This window comes from Promicromonospora iranensis (assembly GCF_028994775.1).
Lineage (GTDB): Bacteria > Actinomycetota > Actinomycetes > Actinomycetales > Cellulomonadaceae > Promicromonospora > Promicromonospora iranensis_A.
The window spans coordinates 58,481-73,305 of the sequence record NZ_JAJQMN010000003.1; the positions used below are offsets into that span (position 1 = coordinate 58,481).

16 protein-coding genes and 1 tRNA gene are annotated in these 14,825 nt (G+C 66.9%); 15 read left to right on the plus strand and 2 right to left on the minus strand.

What is annotated here, in order from left to right; all coding sequences use genetic code 11:
- The first annotated feature begins 8 nt into the window (after positions 1-8).
- The 14 genes from LUU90_RS05705 (at position 9) to cutA (ending at position 12,942) form a co-directional block, all read left to right on the plus strand.
- The gene (locus LUU90_RS05705) at positions 9-1,322 is read left to right on the plus strand and encodes an ABC transporter substrate-binding protein (RefSeq protein WP_275002360.1); all 1,314 of its coding nucleotides are present in this window, start codon (positions 9-11) and stop codon (positions 1,320-1,322) included.
- Positions 1,319-2,194, plus strand: a complete 876-nt coding sequence (locus LUU90_RS05710; protein ID WP_275002362.1) for a carbohydrate ABC transporter permease — start codon at positions 1,319-1,321, stop codon at positions 2,192-2,194. Before LUU90_RS05705 ends, LUU90_RS05710 begins: the two co-directional genes overlap by 4 nt.
- A gap of 1 nt (position 2,195) precedes the next feature.
- Positions 2,196-3,137, plus strand: coding sequence for a carbohydrate ABC transporter permease (locus LUU90_RS05715; protein WP_275002363.1), 942 nt, complete (start codon positions 2,196-2,198; stop codon positions 3,135-3,137).
- Positions 3,138-3,247: 110 nt separating this feature from the next.
- Positions 3,248-3,318 (plus strand) — tRNA-Gly (locus LUU90_RS05720).
- A 191-nt stretch (positions 3,319-3,509) separates the two neighbouring features.
- The gene (locus LUU90_RS05725) at positions 3,510-4,904 is read left to right on the plus strand and encodes a site-specific integrase (RefSeq protein ID WP_275002364.1); all 1,395 of its coding nucleotides are present in this window, start codon (positions 3,510-3,512) and stop codon (positions 4,902-4,904) included.
- Positions 4,905-5,012: 108 nt separating this feature from the next.
- Positions 5,013-5,387: a helix-turn-helix domain-containing protein gene (locus LUU90_RS05730; RefSeq protein WP_275002365.1), complete on the plus strand. Its 375-nt coding sequence runs from the start codon at positions 5,013-5,015 to the stop codon at positions 5,385-5,387.
- A gap of 926 nt (positions 5,388-6,313) precedes the next feature.
- On the plus strand, positions 6,314-6,700 hold the full coding sequence (locus LUU90_RS05735) for a MerR family transcriptional regulator (RefSeq protein ID WP_275002366.1): 387 nt from the start codon (positions 6,314-6,316) through the stop codon (positions 6,698-6,700).
- Positions 6,701-6,849: 149 nt separating this feature from the next.
- On the plus strand, positions 6,850-7,377 hold the full coding sequence (locus tag LUU90_RS05740) for a flavin reductase family protein (RefSeq protein WP_275002367.1): 528 nt from the start codon (positions 6,850-6,852) through the stop codon (positions 7,375-7,377).
- Positions 7,378-7,397: 20 nt separating this feature from the next.
- The gene (locus LUU90_RS05745; RefSeq protein WP_275002368.1) at positions 7,398-8,738 is read left to right on the plus strand and encodes an NtaA/DmoA family FMN-dependent monooxygenase; all 1,341 of its coding nucleotides are present in this window, start codon (positions 7,398-7,400) and stop codon (positions 8,736-8,738) included.
- 262 nt (positions 8,739-9,000) lie between these two features.
- Entirely contained in the window at positions 9,001-10,377 is a 1,377-nt protein-coding gene (locus tag LUU90_RS05750) for a DHA2 family efflux MFS transporter permease subunit (RefSeq protein ID WP_275002370.1), read from the plus strand.
- Between the two features lie 48 nt (positions 10,378-10,425).
- On the plus strand, positions 10,426-11,190 hold the full coding sequence (locus tag LUU90_RS05755; RefSeq protein WP_275002371.1) for an SDR family NAD(P)-dependent oxidoreductase: 765 nt from the start codon (positions 10,426-10,428) through the stop codon (positions 11,188-11,190).
- A gap of 11 nt (positions 11,191-11,201) precedes the next feature.
- Positions 11,202-11,495 carry a Dabb family protein gene (locus tag LUU90_RS05760; protein WP_275002372.1) on the plus strand — a complete coding sequence of 98 codons (294 nt, stop codon included), beginning with the start codon at positions 11,202-11,204 and terminating at the stop codon, positions 11,493-11,495.
- Positions 11,496-11,582: 87 nt separating this feature from the next.
- Positions 11,583-12,266 carry an NADPH-dependent F420 reductase gene (locus LUU90_RS05765; RefSeq protein WP_275002373.1) on the plus strand — a complete coding sequence of 228 codons (684 nt, stop codon included), beginning with the start codon at positions 11,583-11,585 and terminating at the stop codon, positions 12,264-12,266.
- Positions 12,267-12,600: 334 nt separating this feature from the next.
- Complete coding sequence (gene cutA / locus LUU90_RS05770) at positions 12,601-12,942, plus strand: divalent-cation tolerance protein CutA (RefSeq protein WP_275002374.1); 342 nt, start codon at positions 12,601-12,603, stop codon at positions 12,940-12,942.
- A 48-nt stretch (positions 12,943-12,990) separates the two neighbouring features.
- Here the strand turns inward: cutA and LUU90_RS05775 are convergent, their stop codons facing one another.
- Positions 12,991-13,713, minus strand: coding sequence for a GntR family transcriptional regulator (locus LUU90_RS05775; RefSeq protein WP_275002375.1), 723 nt, complete (start codon positions 13,711-13,713; stop codon positions 12,991-12,993).
- Positions 13,714-13,740: 27 nt separating this feature from the next.
- A complete protein-coding gene (locus tag LUU90_RS05780; RefSeq protein WP_275002376.1) occupies positions 13,741-14,274 on the minus strand; it encodes a GntR family transcriptional regulator in 534 nt (177 codons plus the stop codon).
- Between the two features lie 281 nt (positions 14,275-14,555).
- On the opposite strand from LUU90_RS05780, the gene LUU90_RS05785 reads away from it, so the two are divergent.
- Positions 14,556-14,825, plus strand: coding sequence for a hypothetical protein (locus tag LUU90_RS05785; protein ID WP_275002377.1), 270 nt, complete (start codon positions 14,556-14,558; stop codon positions 14,823-14,825).

Below are 14,825 nucleotides of genomic sequence, written 5' to 3' on the forward strand. Positions count from 1 at the left end.
GGAGAGCAATGGAGCTCACCAGACGCCAGCTGCTCGCGCTGGCCGGCACGGCGACGGCGGCCGCCGCGCTGGCCGGCTGCGGCGGCACGCTGCGCCCGGCGAACGTCGAGGCCGCCGGCTTCGGCGAGAACGCGAGCGGGACGCTGAACCTGTGGTGCCGGTCGGACACGGTGAACGGCACCCAGGCCGTCGTCGACGCGTTCCACCAGGCGCAGGACCGCATCCGGGTGTCGCTGACGCCCATCCAGAACGGGCAGTACGTCACCAAGCTCGCGACGGCGATCCGCGGCGGGCGCGTGCCCGACGTCGTCGACATCGACGACATCTACTCGACGATGTTCGCCTACCGCGACGCCTTCACGGACCTCACGCCGCTCATCGAGGAGCTCGGCATCGGCGACGCCCTGAGCCCGGGCCACCTCGCGCTGAGCACGAAGGACGGGCGCCACTACGGCCTGCCGTTCATCGGGGACTTCTCGGTGCTGTTCTGCAACACCGAGCTGTTCGAACGGGCCGGTCTCGACGTCACGCAGTCGACGGCGGACTTCGCCGGGATCCTGGACGCGGCCCGCGCCATCACGGGCCTGGACAGCGACGTCTACGGCTGGTCGTTCCCGGGCAACGCCTCGGGCGCGCTGGGCTTCACCGTCCAGCCGCACGTCTGGGCCACCGGCCGCGACCTGATCCAGGGCGAGGTCGGTAGCCAGCGGGGCGACATCGTGGGCAACGACGCCCTGCGCCGCACGCTCGACCTCGAGCGGACACTGTGGGCGGAGCAGCTCGTCCCGCCGGGCAGCTTCGCCGACGACGCCTCCCGCTGGTCGGCGGACTACACCGCCGGACGGCTGGGTATGTTCCCCGCCGGGTACGGCGTCGTCGTGCCGAACGCGGACCAGGAGCTGCTGGACCGCTCGCAGGTGGTCCTGCTGCCCGGTCCGGACGGCGGCCGGGCCTTCTTCGACGGCGGCGACAACCTCTGCCTCCTCAACGGCGCGCGGAACCCCTCGGCGGCGTGGGAGTTCATGAAGTTCGCCGTCTCCGTCGAGCAGCAGTCGCGGATGCCGGAGGGCTTCTACTCCCCCGTCCGGTCCGACGTCGTCACGCCGGAGTTCCGGGAGAGCTACCCGTTCGTCGTCCCGCCGCTGGAGGCGCTGGAGACCGGCTACGCGCCCACCACGCTCGCCTACAACCTGATCTACAACCAGCAGGACGGACCGTGGTTGCGCATGTTCCGCTCTGCCGTCTTCGACGGGGAGGTCGATGCAGCGATGCAGGAGGCCCAGTCCACGTACGACCGCATCCTGAGGCAGGCCCAGGCATGAGCGGCTCCCTCACGCACCCGCGGCGCACCGGCCTGGCGCTCATCACGCCGGCGCTCGTGCTCGTCGTCGTCTTCGTGTTCGTGCCGCTCGTGGTGGCGGCCTACATCTCGCTGACGAACTTCCCGCTGATCGGCGACTACCGCTTCATCGGGCTCGACAACTACGCCTCCGTGCTCACGGACCCGACGTTCTGGGACGCGCTCGGCTACACCCTGCTCTACACGGCGATCGTCACGCTGCCGATCCTGCTGCTCGGGTACGGGCTCGCGGTGCTGGTCCGGTCGAACCGCCGGGGCGCGACACTGCTGCGCACCATCTTCTTCGTCCCGTTCGTCATCGGCCTGACGACGCTCAGCTTCCTCATGCTGCTGGAGGCCCAGCCCAACAGCGGCATGGTGAACGTGGCGCTCAAGTGGCTCGGCCTCACCGACGGCACGACGGCGTGGCTCGTCAACGGGCCGCTGGCCACCGGGCTGCTGTGCGTCATGGTCGTCTGGGGCGCCTCGGGCCTGACGATGGTGCTGCTGATGTCCGGCATGCAGGGCATCCCGCGCGAGGTCTACGAGTCCGCGGAGATGGACGGCGCCTCGTGGTGGCAGCGCGAGGTGCAGATCACGGTGCCGATGCTGCGCCGGACGATCGCGATGACCGTGATCCTGTCGGTCATCGGGTCGTTCCTGGCGTTCACGCAGTTCTACATCCTGACCCAGGGCGGACCGGGGTCGGACACGACGACGATCGTCATGGCCATCTACCGCCGCGCTTTCGTCCAGCTCCAGCTGGGCGCCGCCACGGCCATGTCGCTGGTCCTGGTCGTCATCACCGGTCTGGTCACCGCGGCACAGTTCTGGCTGCTGCGGGAAAGGAACTGACATGGCTACGGTCACAGAGGTCTCGGCGGCGCGGGGTGCGGGGGCCGTGCGGCGTCGTCCTGCCGGTTCTGCTGGTTCTGCTGGTTCTGCGCCGGGGGCGGGCGGGCCGGAGCGGGACACCCGGATCAAGCGCACCCTTTATGTGGTGGGCGGCACGCTCGCGGCCCTGGTGTTCCTGGTGCCGCTGGTCATCGCGTTCGTGCGGGCGGGGCAGCCCGGCGACGTCATCGTCGCTGCCCCGGACGCACGGTTCTTCGAGCTGTCCTGGATCAACTTCCAGGCGGTGGTCGACCAGCCGGCGGTCTGGCGGGGCATCCTGAACTCGGCGATCGTGTCGATCTCGACGGCGGTGCTCACCGCCGTGCTCGCGACGCTCGCCGGATACGGGTTCGCCAAGTTCCCCTTCCGGGGGCGCGGCGTGCTGTTCGGGATGGTGCTCGTCACCCTGATGATCCCGTTCCAGGCGATCCTCACGCCGCTCTACCTGCAGATGAACGTCATGGGGCTGACGGACAGCCTGTTCGGGCTCGTGCTGTTCTACACGACGGTGAACCTGCCGTTCGGCATCTTCGTCATGCGCAACACGTTCGCTTCCGTTCCGGCGGAGCTCGAGGACTCGGCGCATGTCGACGGGGCCGGGACCATTCGGATCCTGGTGTCGGTGCTGCGGCCGCTGGTGGTGCCGGGGACCGCTACCGCCGCCCTGTACGCGTTCCTCGCGTCGTGGACGGAGTTCCTCGGGGCGCTGACGTTCCTCACCGACCAGAGCCTCTACACGCTGCCGGTGTCGCTGGTGAACCTGCAGCAGGGGGCGTACGGGCAGGTGAACTTCGGGCTGCTCGCGGCGGGGTCCGTCATCGCGATGATCCCCTGCGTGATCCTGTACGTGGCGCTGCAGCGGTACTACGTCGCTGGGCTGGCGTCGGGGTCGGTGAAGGGGTGATGCTCGTGCCCGGTTGCCCGACGGCGGTGCGTGTCACGCTCGTCCGTGCCGCTCGGTGGGCGCGAGGTTTGCTAAGGTATCGACCGCACCTTGCTGCGAGGCAGGGTCGTGCGGGCGTAGCTCAATGGTAGAGCCTTAGTCTTCCAAACTAATTACGCGGGTTCGATTCCCGTCGCCCGCTCAGAGTGCGGAAGCCCAGGTCAGAGAGTGTTTCTGACCTGGGCTTCGTGCATTCTGGAGGGCTGGAAGCGGTGCCGGCTGGCCCTAAATGGCCCTAAGTCGCTTTCGGCAGGGCCAGGAGCCGGAGTCCTAATGTCCGCTTCACCCGATCCGCGGCCGGCCTCGTCTGGCGAGGCGCGCACACCTCGAAGCATGACCAAGCGTCCCCGCCGCAGCATCCGCCGTGCCTACGGCAACATCCGGCAGCGCGGCCCGAACCGCTGGCAGGCCAGGTACACCGGGCCTGACGGCGTGCGCCGCCCGATCGGCACGTTCGAGTCCGAGAAGGCGGCCAACGCCGCCCTGGCCCGCGTGCTCAGCGACGTCTACCAGGGCACCTACCGCGAGCCCGAGACTGGCGACGTACCGCTGCGCGAGTACGCGCGGCGCTGGCTCGCCACGCGCGACCTGAAGCCCTCCACCCTCGACGGCTACGAGCGGCTGCTGCGGCGCTGGATCCTCGCGCCGCTGCCGAGCCCGGGCGGTGCGCGGCAGCTCGACCTCGGCTCGCTCCCCCTGCGGTCGCTGTCGCACATCATGGTGAGCGAGTGGTACGCCGCGCTGTTGGTGGCGACGGCGGACTCCGCCGCGCAATGGCTGGCGCGTGGCGGCGGGCCGAGCGACGCGGTGCACGTGCGAGCCTGGGCCCGTTCCACGGGTCTACCGGTGGGCGACTCGGGGCGGATGCCTGCGCGGGTGTGGGAGGCGTGGCGGACTGCCGGTTCGCCCGCCGCCGCGTCGGTCGAGTCGCGGCATGCCGGGACGGTGACCGGCCGCACTCAGGCGGCGCACGCCTACGCGCTGCTGCGGACCATCTGCGGTGACGCCGTGCGCGACCGGCTCATCGAGGCGAACCCGTGCAGCATCCGGGGCGCGAGCCAGACCCGGCCGGCGGAACGCGTGGTCCCCGGTGACACCGTTGTGGACGCGATCGCCGCAGCCTTCGACGGGCCCTCCGAGCGTTACCGCGCGGCCGTAATCGTCGCGACACACTCCGGGCTCCGCGCGGGCGAGCTGTTCGCGCTCGAACGCCAGCACGTCGAGCGGACGCCGCAGGGCGGCGTGCGGCTCAACGTGCGGCAAACGCTCGTGGACGTGCCTGGCAAGCCCGTCGCGTTCGGCCCGCCCAAGTCCGACGCCGGGCGCCGCAAGGTGCACCTGCCGCCGGAAGCCGCCCGAGCCCTCCTTGCTCACCTGGACCGCTACACCGGGCCCGGTCCGCGGTCCTTGGTGTTCGCGACAGCCGCTGGGCGACCGGTGCGCGGCGGGAACCGCTCCTCGATGTTCACTCGCGCCAAGAGGCGTGCTGGGGCGCCTCTTGAACTCCGCTGGCACGACCTGCGACACCTCGCGGCTACTCGTGCCGCCGAGGCCGGGGCGACCCTGGCCGAGCTACAGCGGCGGATCGGGCACTCGACAGTCGCCGCCGCGATGGTCTACCAGCACGCCACAGACGATGGCGACGAGCGGCTGGCGGCACGGATGGCCGAGATCCAGGCGGCGAGGCGGGCGTCGAATGTAGTGGAGTTCCCTGGGCTGAGCGGGTGAGGGCCCCTGCCGCTGCCCGGCCCTTTCTTTGGGGCCGGGCAGCGGCGGCTTGCTTGGAGGTTCGTGCACACCTCCCTGTCGATGACCGCGATCGGACAGGAGACAGAGATGGGTACCCAGGGTGTGCTGCCGTTTGCTGTTGACGATCCCCTGCTCACGACGGCCGAGGCCGCCGAGATGCTGGGGGTCTCTCGCTGGTGGTTCGGCGAGCTGGTGCGACGTGGACGCGTCGGACCGTGTGCACGGATCGAGGGCCGGCTGCGGGTGCGGCGGTCGGTGCTGGACCGGTACCGAGCCGAGCAAGCAGGCGACCCTGAGGACCCGTACCTGACGTACGAGGGCATCGGTGCTTATCTCGGTGTCTCGTCGTGGACGGCCGGGGAGCTGGTGCGGCGTGGGCTGCTTGCCAGCACTCGGATCGGGCGGCGGGTTGTGGTGCGGCGGTCAGCGGTGGACGCCTACGTCCAAGCCTGCACGCGGTGATCTCGGCGCCAGGGACCGAGGCGTCTTCCCTGGTCGCATGGTCCTGTCAAATTGGCAGAACCATAATTATCCGTTTTGTTCTCCAGGGCCGGAGCGGGCTGTAGCGCGTGTGCCGTTCGGGTAGATGCCCAGGTCACACGGTGGTGCCAAGTTGGCACCACCGCGGCTGTCCAGATTAGCCCTGATGCCGTCGGCAACTCGACGCCGACCGCGCGACATGCCGGAGCGAACCCGCAGGTCGCGCGGTGGTGGCAATTTGCCACCACCGCGCATGTCCGAGTTATCCCGCATACATCTGCACCGGCCTGCCCCATGCTGCCGATTGTGCACGCCACCCGTACCCGTCGATGTACCACCTGACGTCCCTCGTGCAGCTCTCGTAGGTACGTCCCGGGTGGTGGACATGGCGGTGAACACCGCGAACACATGTCCCCCAGCTCGTGGATATTGCCCACAGGCGGAACATGGAAATCGGAGCGCGCTCGTGCGTAGGCACCGCTCGCCGGCTGGGCCAGCAAGCCCCACCCACTGGCCTTCACCGGCCGGCCCGCGCCTGAGTACACATCCATGCGTCGATCGTGCCAAACGAGCGCACGCTCTGCGCACACCAAGTTCGCCGCACACCAGGGTGTGCGGCGGTATCAGCGCAGGCCCGAGCCGCGCACCCCCAACCACCCGCTGGTGCCCAGCGGCGCTGGCGACAAATGTTCAGCCCCGGGTTCGACGTCTCCATCAAGCCCTGGCGCGACAGTGTCCCTCCGGGGCCATCTCGTCAGGTTGCTCGATCCTGCGTCCGGGTCGCTACGGCGCCGTAACTAGCTCGCCGTCCGGGGCAGCGCAACCCCCTGGGGTGGCCAGCTTCCATCCCAACAGACCGTCAAGGTAACGTTGACAGGATTGTGAAGCTTCTGAAGGACGGAGTCGACATGCAGATCGGCGAGCTCGCGGAACGCACCGGGGTGCCGCGGCGGCTGCTGCGGTACTACGAGGAACAGGGGCTGATCATGCCGCGACGGCTCGACAACGGGTACCGCGAGTACGATGCTTACCTCGTCGAGAGGGTGATGAAGATCCGCGGCCTGCTCGACTCCGGGATCCCGACCCGCATCATCGTGGACATGCTTCCGTGCCTGGATCAGTCGCAGGAGATCGTCGTGGCAGATCCCGATCCAGAGTTGAGAGCCGTTCTCGTTCGAGAACGAGAGCGGATGGCGGAACGCATCTCGTTCCTGCAGCACAGCCATGATGCGCTCACCCGGTACCTCGAGGCCATGGACGTCGCCAAGGGCCGGCAGGACGCGCTCACTTCCTGACGGTGCCTGCGGAGAAGGGGTTCTGATCACGCGATCAGGACCCCTTTTCGCTTGGCACTCCCTTCCTGCCGCCGCTGTCGTTCGCCGCTGGCGAACACGCGGATACCGATTTGACCTTCACAGGGGTGTGAGGGTTCGACGATGTTCCCATGACATCGACGAGTACCCATGCTCTGCGCGTGGCGGAGGCGAGCGGGCGACCTGAACCCACTTCGGAATCGATGCGTCGCACCCTGGCCGGGTATCCGACTGGCGTCGCTGTCGTCGCGGCGCGGATCGACGGCCGCATCGTCGGGCTGTCCGCCAACTCCCTCGTATCGGTTTCCCTCGAACCGCCGCTGGTCTCCATATCGTTCGCTCGAACGTCGACGACGTGGCCTCTACTTCGACGGGCGTCGCGGTGGGGCATCAGCGTACTGAGCGAGAACCAGGAACCGGTCGTTGATCTTCTGCGCCGGCCAGCGGGCCAACGATTCGACGGCATCGACATGGATGTCAGGGACGACGGTCACGCATTCGTGCACGACAGCCTCGCAGCACTCATCGTCACCCGCCGCGCAGAAATCGACGCGGGCGACCACGTGCTGGTGCTCCTCGAGGTTCACCACCTTGATCGAAACACGAGCCTTCGCCCTCTCGTGTTCTTCGACAGCACGACACATCAACTTTCTCGCTGATTTTACCCCGGAGAACACAGATGACCACACGAAAAATGCTGCTCGGCATGCAGTTCGGCAACGGCTATGGTGCGCAAGCGACCTCCTGGCGTGCGCCAAACGTCGACCCCAAGAACTACGCGAACTTCGACGCCATGGTGCGGTACGCCCAGGCTGCTGAGCGCGGCAAGATCCAGTTCCTTTTCCTGCCGGACAGCCCTGCCCTTGTGGGCGACCTCACTCATGGGGCACCGGTGATGACACTCGAACCTCTCCTCACCCTGGCGGCTGTCGCTCGGGGCACGAAGCGGATTGGATTGGTATCTACCGGTTCCACCACCTTCACCGAGCCGTACAACCTCGCTCGCCAATTCAAGGCGCTCGACGTCATGAGCCACGGACGAGCCGGATGGAACCCTGCGACAACGAGCGACCCGAGCGCGGCAGCCAACTTCGGCCAACACATCGCAGAACGCCCTGAGCGGTACCGGCGTGCGCACGAGGTGATCCAGATCGTGCAGGCACTTTGGGGCAGCTGGGAAGAAGACGCGTGGATCACTGATACCACCACCGGGCGATTCGCGAACCCGGCAAAAGTCCAGCCCATAGATCTCCAGGGGCGGTACGTCGCGGCCCGCGGCCCGCTGCCGATCCCGCCGTCCGAACAGGGACAGCCCGTGCTCTTCTCTGCAGGTGGTGGTGAATACGGCCTGACGATTGCCGGCCGCTACGCCTCCGGCGTGATCGGGTCGACGTTCACGATCGACGATGCCCGCGCTCAGCGAGAGGCCGCGCGTCGGGCCGCGGCAGATGCGGGACGCAACCCCGACGAGATCAAGTTCTTCGCCGGCGTCATGCCCGCAGTCGCACCGACGGTTCGGCAAGCTGTCGAGCGCCGCATGGTGCTCGGCGCGAACGTCTTCCCCCAGAGCGTCCCCTACCTGGGACAGATGCTCGGCCTTCGCCTTGATCCTCGCCGGATCGACGACACGTTGACCAGCGAGGAGCTCGCGAGCGCCCGTGCCACGCCGTTCGATCCCCGCGCGCCACGGGCCCTGGAGATCGCGCGGCAAGGATGGACGATCCGTGAGGTCCTCGCCCACGGCGTGATCGACTACCACCCCACCCCCGTCGGCCCTGCCGCGGTCACCGCCGACCACATGCAGGAGTGGTTCGAGGCTGGCGCCGTCGATGGATTCTGGGTGTCGATCGACACCTACGAAGACGGCATCGACACGTTCGTCGACGAGGTCGTTCCGATCCTTCAAGAACGAGGCCTCTTTCACGAGGACTACGAAGGCACCACTCTTCGTGAACACCTCGGGGCCCCGCCGCAGTACGGCCTCGACCCGCGCATAGCCGGAATACCAGGACAGAACTAGCCCATCGAGGGCTGGTCGCCCGAGAACTCGCGTCCTAGCACGGGCTTCCCGGGGCGCTGCGTCCCATCCAACGAAGCCGGGCCTTGCCCACCCAGAGCTGGAGCCTCTTCGGTCTCGCGGCCTTCTTCCCCTCATCACTTGTCTGGAGAACATCGACATGGCCAATACGACCTCAGTTGACGCTGCCGTCTCCCCGCCACCGAAAGAACGGAGCCGCGTCGAGCGGCTCGCCCCGGGCAGTGCCCTTGTCATCGGTCTCCTCATGGGCTCTACCTTCGTCGTGCTTCTGAACGAGATGCTGCTGGGTGTCGCGCTGCCCACCCTGATCACCGATCTGGGAATCACTCCGTCGACGGGCCAGTGGTTGACGACGGGCTACCTGCTGACGCTGGCAGTCTTGATTCCTGCGACCGGCTACGTGATGCGTCGTTTCCACTTGCGAGCGATCTTCCTTACCGCACTGACCCTGTTCATCATCGGTACCGCGATCTCGGCCGTAGCTCCTGGCTTCGCCGTCCTGCTTACCGGCCGCATCATCCAGGCGGCGGGAACAGCAGTATTCGTGCCACTGCTCATGACGACCGCGATGCGGCTGGTTCCCGAAGCACGTCGCGGCAGCATCATGGCGCTGGTCACCGCCGTACCGGCGATCGCTCCCGCCCTCGGCCCGGGCGTCTCCGGACTCGTCTTGTCATTCCTCCCGTGGCGGTGGCTGTTCATCCTCGTCCTCCCCGTCGCAGTGATCGCACTGGTGCTGGGGGCCGTGAAGCTCAAGAACGTCACCACACCGGAACCCGCGACGCTCGACGTGCTCTCGCTCGTCCTGTCCGCCATCGGGTTCGGCGCCTTGGTCTTCGGCCTGTCCTCGATCGGCGAGTCCGCTTCCGGCCATGCGCTCGTCTCACCCTTTGTCCCGATCGTGGTCGGTGTCCTCGGCATCGTCGCGTTCGCCCTGCGCCAGGTCGCACTACGCCGCCAGAACCGGGGCCCGTTCCTCGACATGCGGATCTTCCGCACCACGTCGTTCGTCGTGCCGCTGCTGATCATGGTGTTCATCGGTCTGAACGCCTTCGGCATCGGCCTGGTCCTCCCCCTCGTCCTCACCGGGTCGCTGGGGCTGGGCTCCTTGGCGATCGGGCTGTTCCTTGTCCCGGGTGGTGCCGTGATCGCACTCGTTTCCGCGGCGGGAGGTCGGATCTACGACCGCTTCGGCCCTCGGCCGCTCGTCGTTCCCGGCGGCATCGTCTGGGCCGCGAGCATCTGGTTCCTCAGCACTCTGGACGAGAACCACAGTGTCTGGATGTACCTCGCGACATACCTTGTCCTCTCTGCGTCCCAGGCGATGATGTGGGCCCCAATCACCACTCTCGCCCTGTCATCCCTACGCGCCGAGCTCTACCCGTACGGGAGCGCGGCCTTCACGACCGTGCAGCAGCTCGCCGGCGCCGCCGGAGGCGCTGTCCTCGTCTCCGTGTACACGATTGGGGCAAACGCGGCACGGCCTGGCGCCCTCTCCGTGGCTCAGACCGTCGACGCGGGACAGGCAGCATTTACCACCGCCTTCTACATCGCCCTCGCGGCGGTGCTCGGCACCTTGTTCGTCGGAAAGCACCGCCGGCTCGCACCGGTCGTCGCCTGAAAACACCACTCTCACCGCAGCGCGGTGCACGACACAAAGGAGGACGCCATGGGACGTCTAGACAATAAGGTCGCTCTCATCACAGGAGCAGCCGGCGGACAAGGAAAGGTCGAAGCGAGACTCTTCGCCCAGGAAGGCGCGAAGGTCATCGCCACCGATCTCAACAACGCCCTGCTCGCAGGGACTGTCGCGGAGATCAACTCGGAGCTGGGCACCGACGCCGTTCTCGGACTCGAGCACGACATCGCCAGTGAGAGCGACTGGGTCAGCGTCGTCGCAAATGCCGTCGAAGCATTCGGAAAGATCGACATCTTGATCAATAACGCCGCAATGCCCGGCAAGACCCGCGAGGATGTCTGGGACGTCGACGCCGAAGAGGTCACCCGCATCCTGAACGTGAACATCACCGGCACACTTCTTGGCATTAAAGCCGTCATGCCGCAGATGAAGACCATCGGGGCAGGATCGATCGTGAACGTCTCCTCTGCGGCCGGCCTCGTCGGCGGTATCAGCGGTGGCTCCGTCGCGTACTCCTCGACGAAGGGCGCGCTGCGCGCGATCACCAAGGAGATCGCGCTCGACGTCGCCAGGACGGGAGTACGTGTGAACACGGTCTACCCAGGCCTGATCAACACGCCGATCATGCAGGCATTCTCTAAGGAGGTCACCGAGGCGGTCCTCGCGAAGATACCTATTGGGTTTGCCGCCGACCCGATCGACATCGCTTACGGGGTCCTCTTCCTCGCCAGCGACGAGTCCCGATTTGTCACCGGGACCGACCTCGTCATCGACGGCGGATACACCGCCCAGTAAGGGAACCCACCATGATTCGACACATCGTTCTCTTCCGCGTCAACGAAGGCACCTCGAAGGAACGCGTCCAGGATGCGATCAATCGCCTCGAAGCACTCGTCGGCGTGATTCCTGGGCTGCGCGCCCTTGGGGCCGGTGCCGACATCGGCATCGAGGGTAATTTCGACTTCGGCCTCGTCGCCGAATTCGAAGACGGGGCAGCGCTCGACGCGTTCTCCACGGACGCGCGACACATGGAAGTAGCCACGGCCATCCTCGAATTCCGGCAGCCCGCCGACATCGCCGTCCTCGACCTCGAGATCTGAACCACGACGGTGCTCCTGAACCGACGGACCAGGAGCCACGCAACCAGCGCAGGCGCCCACGTGCGCCGCAGACCAAAAGGAGACCTCATGTCCACCATCGCACTGATCGGAAGCGGAAACATCGGCAGCGGCATCGCCCGCCTGGCCGTCGCCGCAGGCTACGACGTGGTGCTCAGCAATAGCCGAGGCCCGGAAACCCTCACCGAGCTCATCCGCGAGCTCGGCCCCCGAGCGCGAGCCGCCACCCCCGCAGAAGCGGCCGCGGCAGGCGATCTCGTCGTCGTGACCATTCCCCTGAAGGCCTACCCACACGTGCCAGCAGCAGAGCTGCGTGGCAAGACCGTGATCGACACCAACAACTATTACCCAGAACGCGACGGTCATATCTCAGAACTCGACGACGAGTCCACCACCACCACGGAACTTCTTCAGGCACACCTGCCCGAATCACGAGTCGTCAAAGCATTCAACAACATCTACTACCCGCACCTGACCAGCCTTGCGCGACCCTCCGGCTCCCCAGACCGGTCCACCCTGGCCATCGCCGGAGACGACACGGCCGCGAAGCAAACGGTCACCGAATTCCTTGACGCCATCGGATACGACACGCTGGACGCCGGGGCCCTGTCCGAGGGATGGCGATTCCAGCGAGACACTCCCGCGTACACCCGGCCATACTTCAGCGAGACCGATCCTGACACCGGGCGCCCCGTCTTCCGCGGCGAGCTCGCGACCAAGCTCGCCGAAGCCAAGCGCTACCGCGACATGTAAGGCGCAATGGCGATACGGGCCGACAGTTCCGGCGTCCGCGTCCTAGGTCCTTCGTGGCTGCGCGCGGTCTTACTTGTGGAGCGTGCGCGCGAGCCCGGCAGGGCTTCTCGAGTCCGCTATCGCAACTCAAGTGGGGGCTCGTGCCGCTCACGTTCGCCGAACCCGATGCCCGGCGGGCAGAACTGGTTGGACTTGCTCAATCGACTGCGGGCCGGCGCGATAGCGCCGATCGCGGACGGCTCGCAACGTTCGACGACCACCTGCCCGATTTCAATGACGTCCCGACAGAATAAGAGCCTGAGTATGCTCCGCTCGCGCCGGTACGCTCGCTGCCATGGGGAAGAGTCCTGGCGATGTTCAGTTCGTGCAAGTTGCGACGACCTTCGACGCTGTGGAGGAGGCTGAGGCTCTCGCCTCGTCGGCTGTCGAAGCACGGCTCGCGGCATGCGCGCAGGCCGAAGGCCCGGTCACAAGCGTGTACCGCTGGGACGGCGCGGTTCAGAAGGACAAAGAATGGCGCGTCACGTTCAAGACCACAGCCGCCCTCGCTGATCGGCTCACCGAGTACATCGTGCGCGAGCACTCCTACGATGTCCCGGAGGTTCTGGTGACGCCCGTGATCGGAGGACATCAGAAGTACCTGGAGTGGGTGCAGAACGAGACACAGCAGGAGTGATCATGCGCGTGCTCGACCCGGGCCACCTGCATGCCTTGGTCACGGGATTCAGTCCGAGTCTGGTACCAGGCGCTTGAACTGGAGCTCGTACAGGTGCGCTCCCTTGACCAGTACTGATGCTTCGACTGGCCGGTCATCGTCGGAGAGCACGACTCGGAGCTGGCGGATCACCGGGGCACGTACGGGTAGGTCGAGTGTCTCGACCTCTTCTCGCGTCGGAGGCCTTGCTGAGACCCGATCGACAAAGGCACGGGGAGGCAGACCAAGGCCCGTGAAGACCTTGGGCGCTCCGCCCACGATCTTGCCCGGCCCGGACAGCGGTGTGCCCTCGGCGAGGCTTGCTGGGTAGTACGAGGCGGAGAGTTCTAGCGGCTGCCCATCGTGGAGCAGGATCCTGCGGCGCCGCACCGTCTGTTCTCCGTCAGCAAGTCCCAGGGCGGTGGCGACGTCGGCTGGCGGGTTGACGGTCTCGACGTCGATCAGCTCGTAGGAGAACGATCCGTCCGGTGGTAGGTAGGCGCCGGTGTCGATGACCAGTGGCGGCTGGTTGCGGACGTAGACACCCTTGCCGACACGGCTGTTGAGGAACCCTTCGTCCTTGAGGGACTTCAGTGCGCGCTGGATGGTGGCGTTCGCCGCGTCGAACCGAGCCATGAGCTGGGCGGTTGACGGCAGCTGTGCCCCTGGCGCCAGATCACCGCTGAGGATCTGCTCGCGCAGCTCAGCGGCGACCTGCTCGTGGCGAGGCCGCTGGTCAGTTCCGCGGGGCATGGCCTACTCCGGCACGTGTCCGATGGTTCACGGAGTGATCTCGTAGCGCAGTCTGCGGGCGTCGGCCGGCGAGATCATCACGCTGGCCTCCACCGGTTGGTCGTTGTCGGAAAGGATCACTCGGGAGAGCTCGACTATCGCGGCCGGAAGGTCCAGTCCGAACTCCCCGGCTTCCGCTGGGGTCGCGATGCGGGCGGTGACGTCCTCGACCACCCGCCGAGACGGGTAGCCCAGAGTTACCAGGTGCGCGACGGCGCCGCCGGGGATCTTGCCCATCTCGGCCAGCCGAGTACCGCGGGCGATCGAGGCCGGGTAGTAGGAGTCAACGAGCTCCACCGGGCGGTCGTCCAGGAGCATCACACGGGAGCGCAGCACTACCTCCTCACCGGGCTGAAGCCCCAAAGCACGGGCGACGGACTCGGGAGCGGGCCGCATGTCCACGGTCACCAGCCGCTGCGTGCCCTTGCCGCCATGAGCCTTGGCCTCTGCAGCCCAGGCATCGACCGGCTCGCCGGTCACGTACGGCAGGGACACGCTTGTCCACTGCCCGTCGCTGCTCATCCTGGATCGCTCCTCTGCTCCGTTTCACACCTGCTCCGGCCTGCGCAAAGAGCCGACGCGCGGACTCACTCTACGTCGCAAGCACGTAGAGCCTCTGCCTCTAGTTCCGGACCTAATCCTTGGCACCTTATTGAAATGGCAGTAAGGTTTCGGAAGTTGCTCGGCGCGGAATCGACTGCCGAGCCAGGGAGCCGAGGGCGCGCGACCCGTCGCCCCTGTATCGGACAGAGGAGAACACGATGAGAGTTCGACCGAGCCCCGATGACGGGGGGCTCACTGCCATGGATCAACTCATCTTCGCCATGGCCGCCGCCACGGACGCTCTGCGGACTGTGGGTCCGGACCAGATCGAGATCGTGACGCTCACCCGTGGCCGGATCTGCCTACAGCCCACGGACATCAACCGCGGAGAGCAGATCGCGCGAGCCCTGGGGTGCGAGTCCCCGTTGGACCACCGCATGTTCGTTCCCGGGCACACACTGTGGACTGGTGAGCGCGACGGTCTGGAAGTCCAGGTGCGTTCAGCGCTGCGGCAGGTCGTGGCCCTATGA

What these genes read in the sequence shown, in the direction of transcription:
- LUU90_RS05735 (WP_275002366.1), top strand. Translation starts at nt 6,314, where the DNA reads ATGCAGATCGGCGAGCTCGCGGAACGCACCGGGGTGCCGCGGCGGCTG.
- cutA (WP_275002374.1), top strand. Translation starts at nt 12,601, where the DNA reads ATGGGGAAGAGTCCTGGCGATGTTCAGTTCGTGCAAGTTGCGACGACC.
- LUU90_RS05715 (WP_275002363.1), top strand. Translation starts at nt 2,196, where the DNA reads ATGGCTACGGTCACAGAGGTCTCGGCGGCGCGGGGTGCGGGGGCCGTG.
- LUU90_RS05765 (WP_275002373.1), top strand. Translation starts at nt 11,583, where the DNA reads ATGTCCACCATCGCACTGATCGGAAGCGGAAACATCGGCAGCGGCATC.
- LUU90_RS05705 (WP_275002360.1), top strand. Translation starts at nt 9, where the DNA reads ATGGAGCTCACCAGACGCCAGCTGCTCGCGCTGGCCGGCACGGCGACG.
- LUU90_RS05745 (WP_275002368.1), top strand. Translation starts at nt 7,398, where the DNA reads ATGACCACACGAAAAATGCTGCTCGGCATGCAGTTCGGCAACGGCTAT.
- LUU90_RS05730 (WP_275002365.1), top strand. Translation starts at nt 5,013, where the DNA reads ATGGGTACCCAGGGTGTGCTGCCGTTTGCTGTTGACGATCCCCTGCTC.
- LUU90_RS05725 (WP_275002364.1), top strand. Translation starts at nt 3,510, where the DNA reads ATGACCAAGCGTCCCCGCCGCAGCATCCGCCGTGCCTACGGCAACATC.
- LUU90_RS05760 (WP_275002372.1), top strand. Translation starts at nt 11,202, where the DNA reads ATGATTCGACACATCGTTCTCTTCCGCGTCAACGAAGGCACCTCGAAG.
- LUU90_RS05750 (WP_275002370.1), top strand. Translation starts at nt 9,001, where the DNA reads ATGGGCTCTACCTTCGTCGTGCTTCTGAACGAGATGCTGCTGGGTGTC.
- LUU90_RS05740 (WP_275002367.1), top strand. Translation starts at nt 6,850, where the DNA reads ATGACATCGACGAGTACCCATGCTCTGCGCGTGGCGGAGGCGAGCGGG.
- LUU90_RS05710 (WP_275002362.1), top strand. Translation starts at nt 1,319, where the DNA reads ATGAGCGGCTCCCTCACGCACCCGCGGCGCACCGGCCTGGCGCTCATC.
- LUU90_RS05785 (WP_275002377.1), top strand. Translation starts at nt 14,556, where the DNA reads ATGGATCAACTCATCTTCGCCATGGCCGCCGCCACGGACGCTCTGCGG.
- LUU90_RS05775 (WP_275002375.1), bottom strand. Translation starts at nt 13,713, where the DNA reads ATGCCCCGCGGAACTGACCAGCGGCCTCGCCACGAGCAGGTCGCCGCT.
- LUU90_RS05780 (WP_275002376.1), bottom strand. Translation starts at nt 14,274, where the DNA reads ATGAGCAGCGACGGGCAGTGGACAAGCGTGTCCCTGCCGTACGTGACC.
- LUU90_RS05755 (WP_275002371.1), top strand. Translation starts at nt 10,426, where the DNA reads ATGGGACGTCTAGACAATAAGGTCGCTCTCATCACAGGAGCAGCCGGC.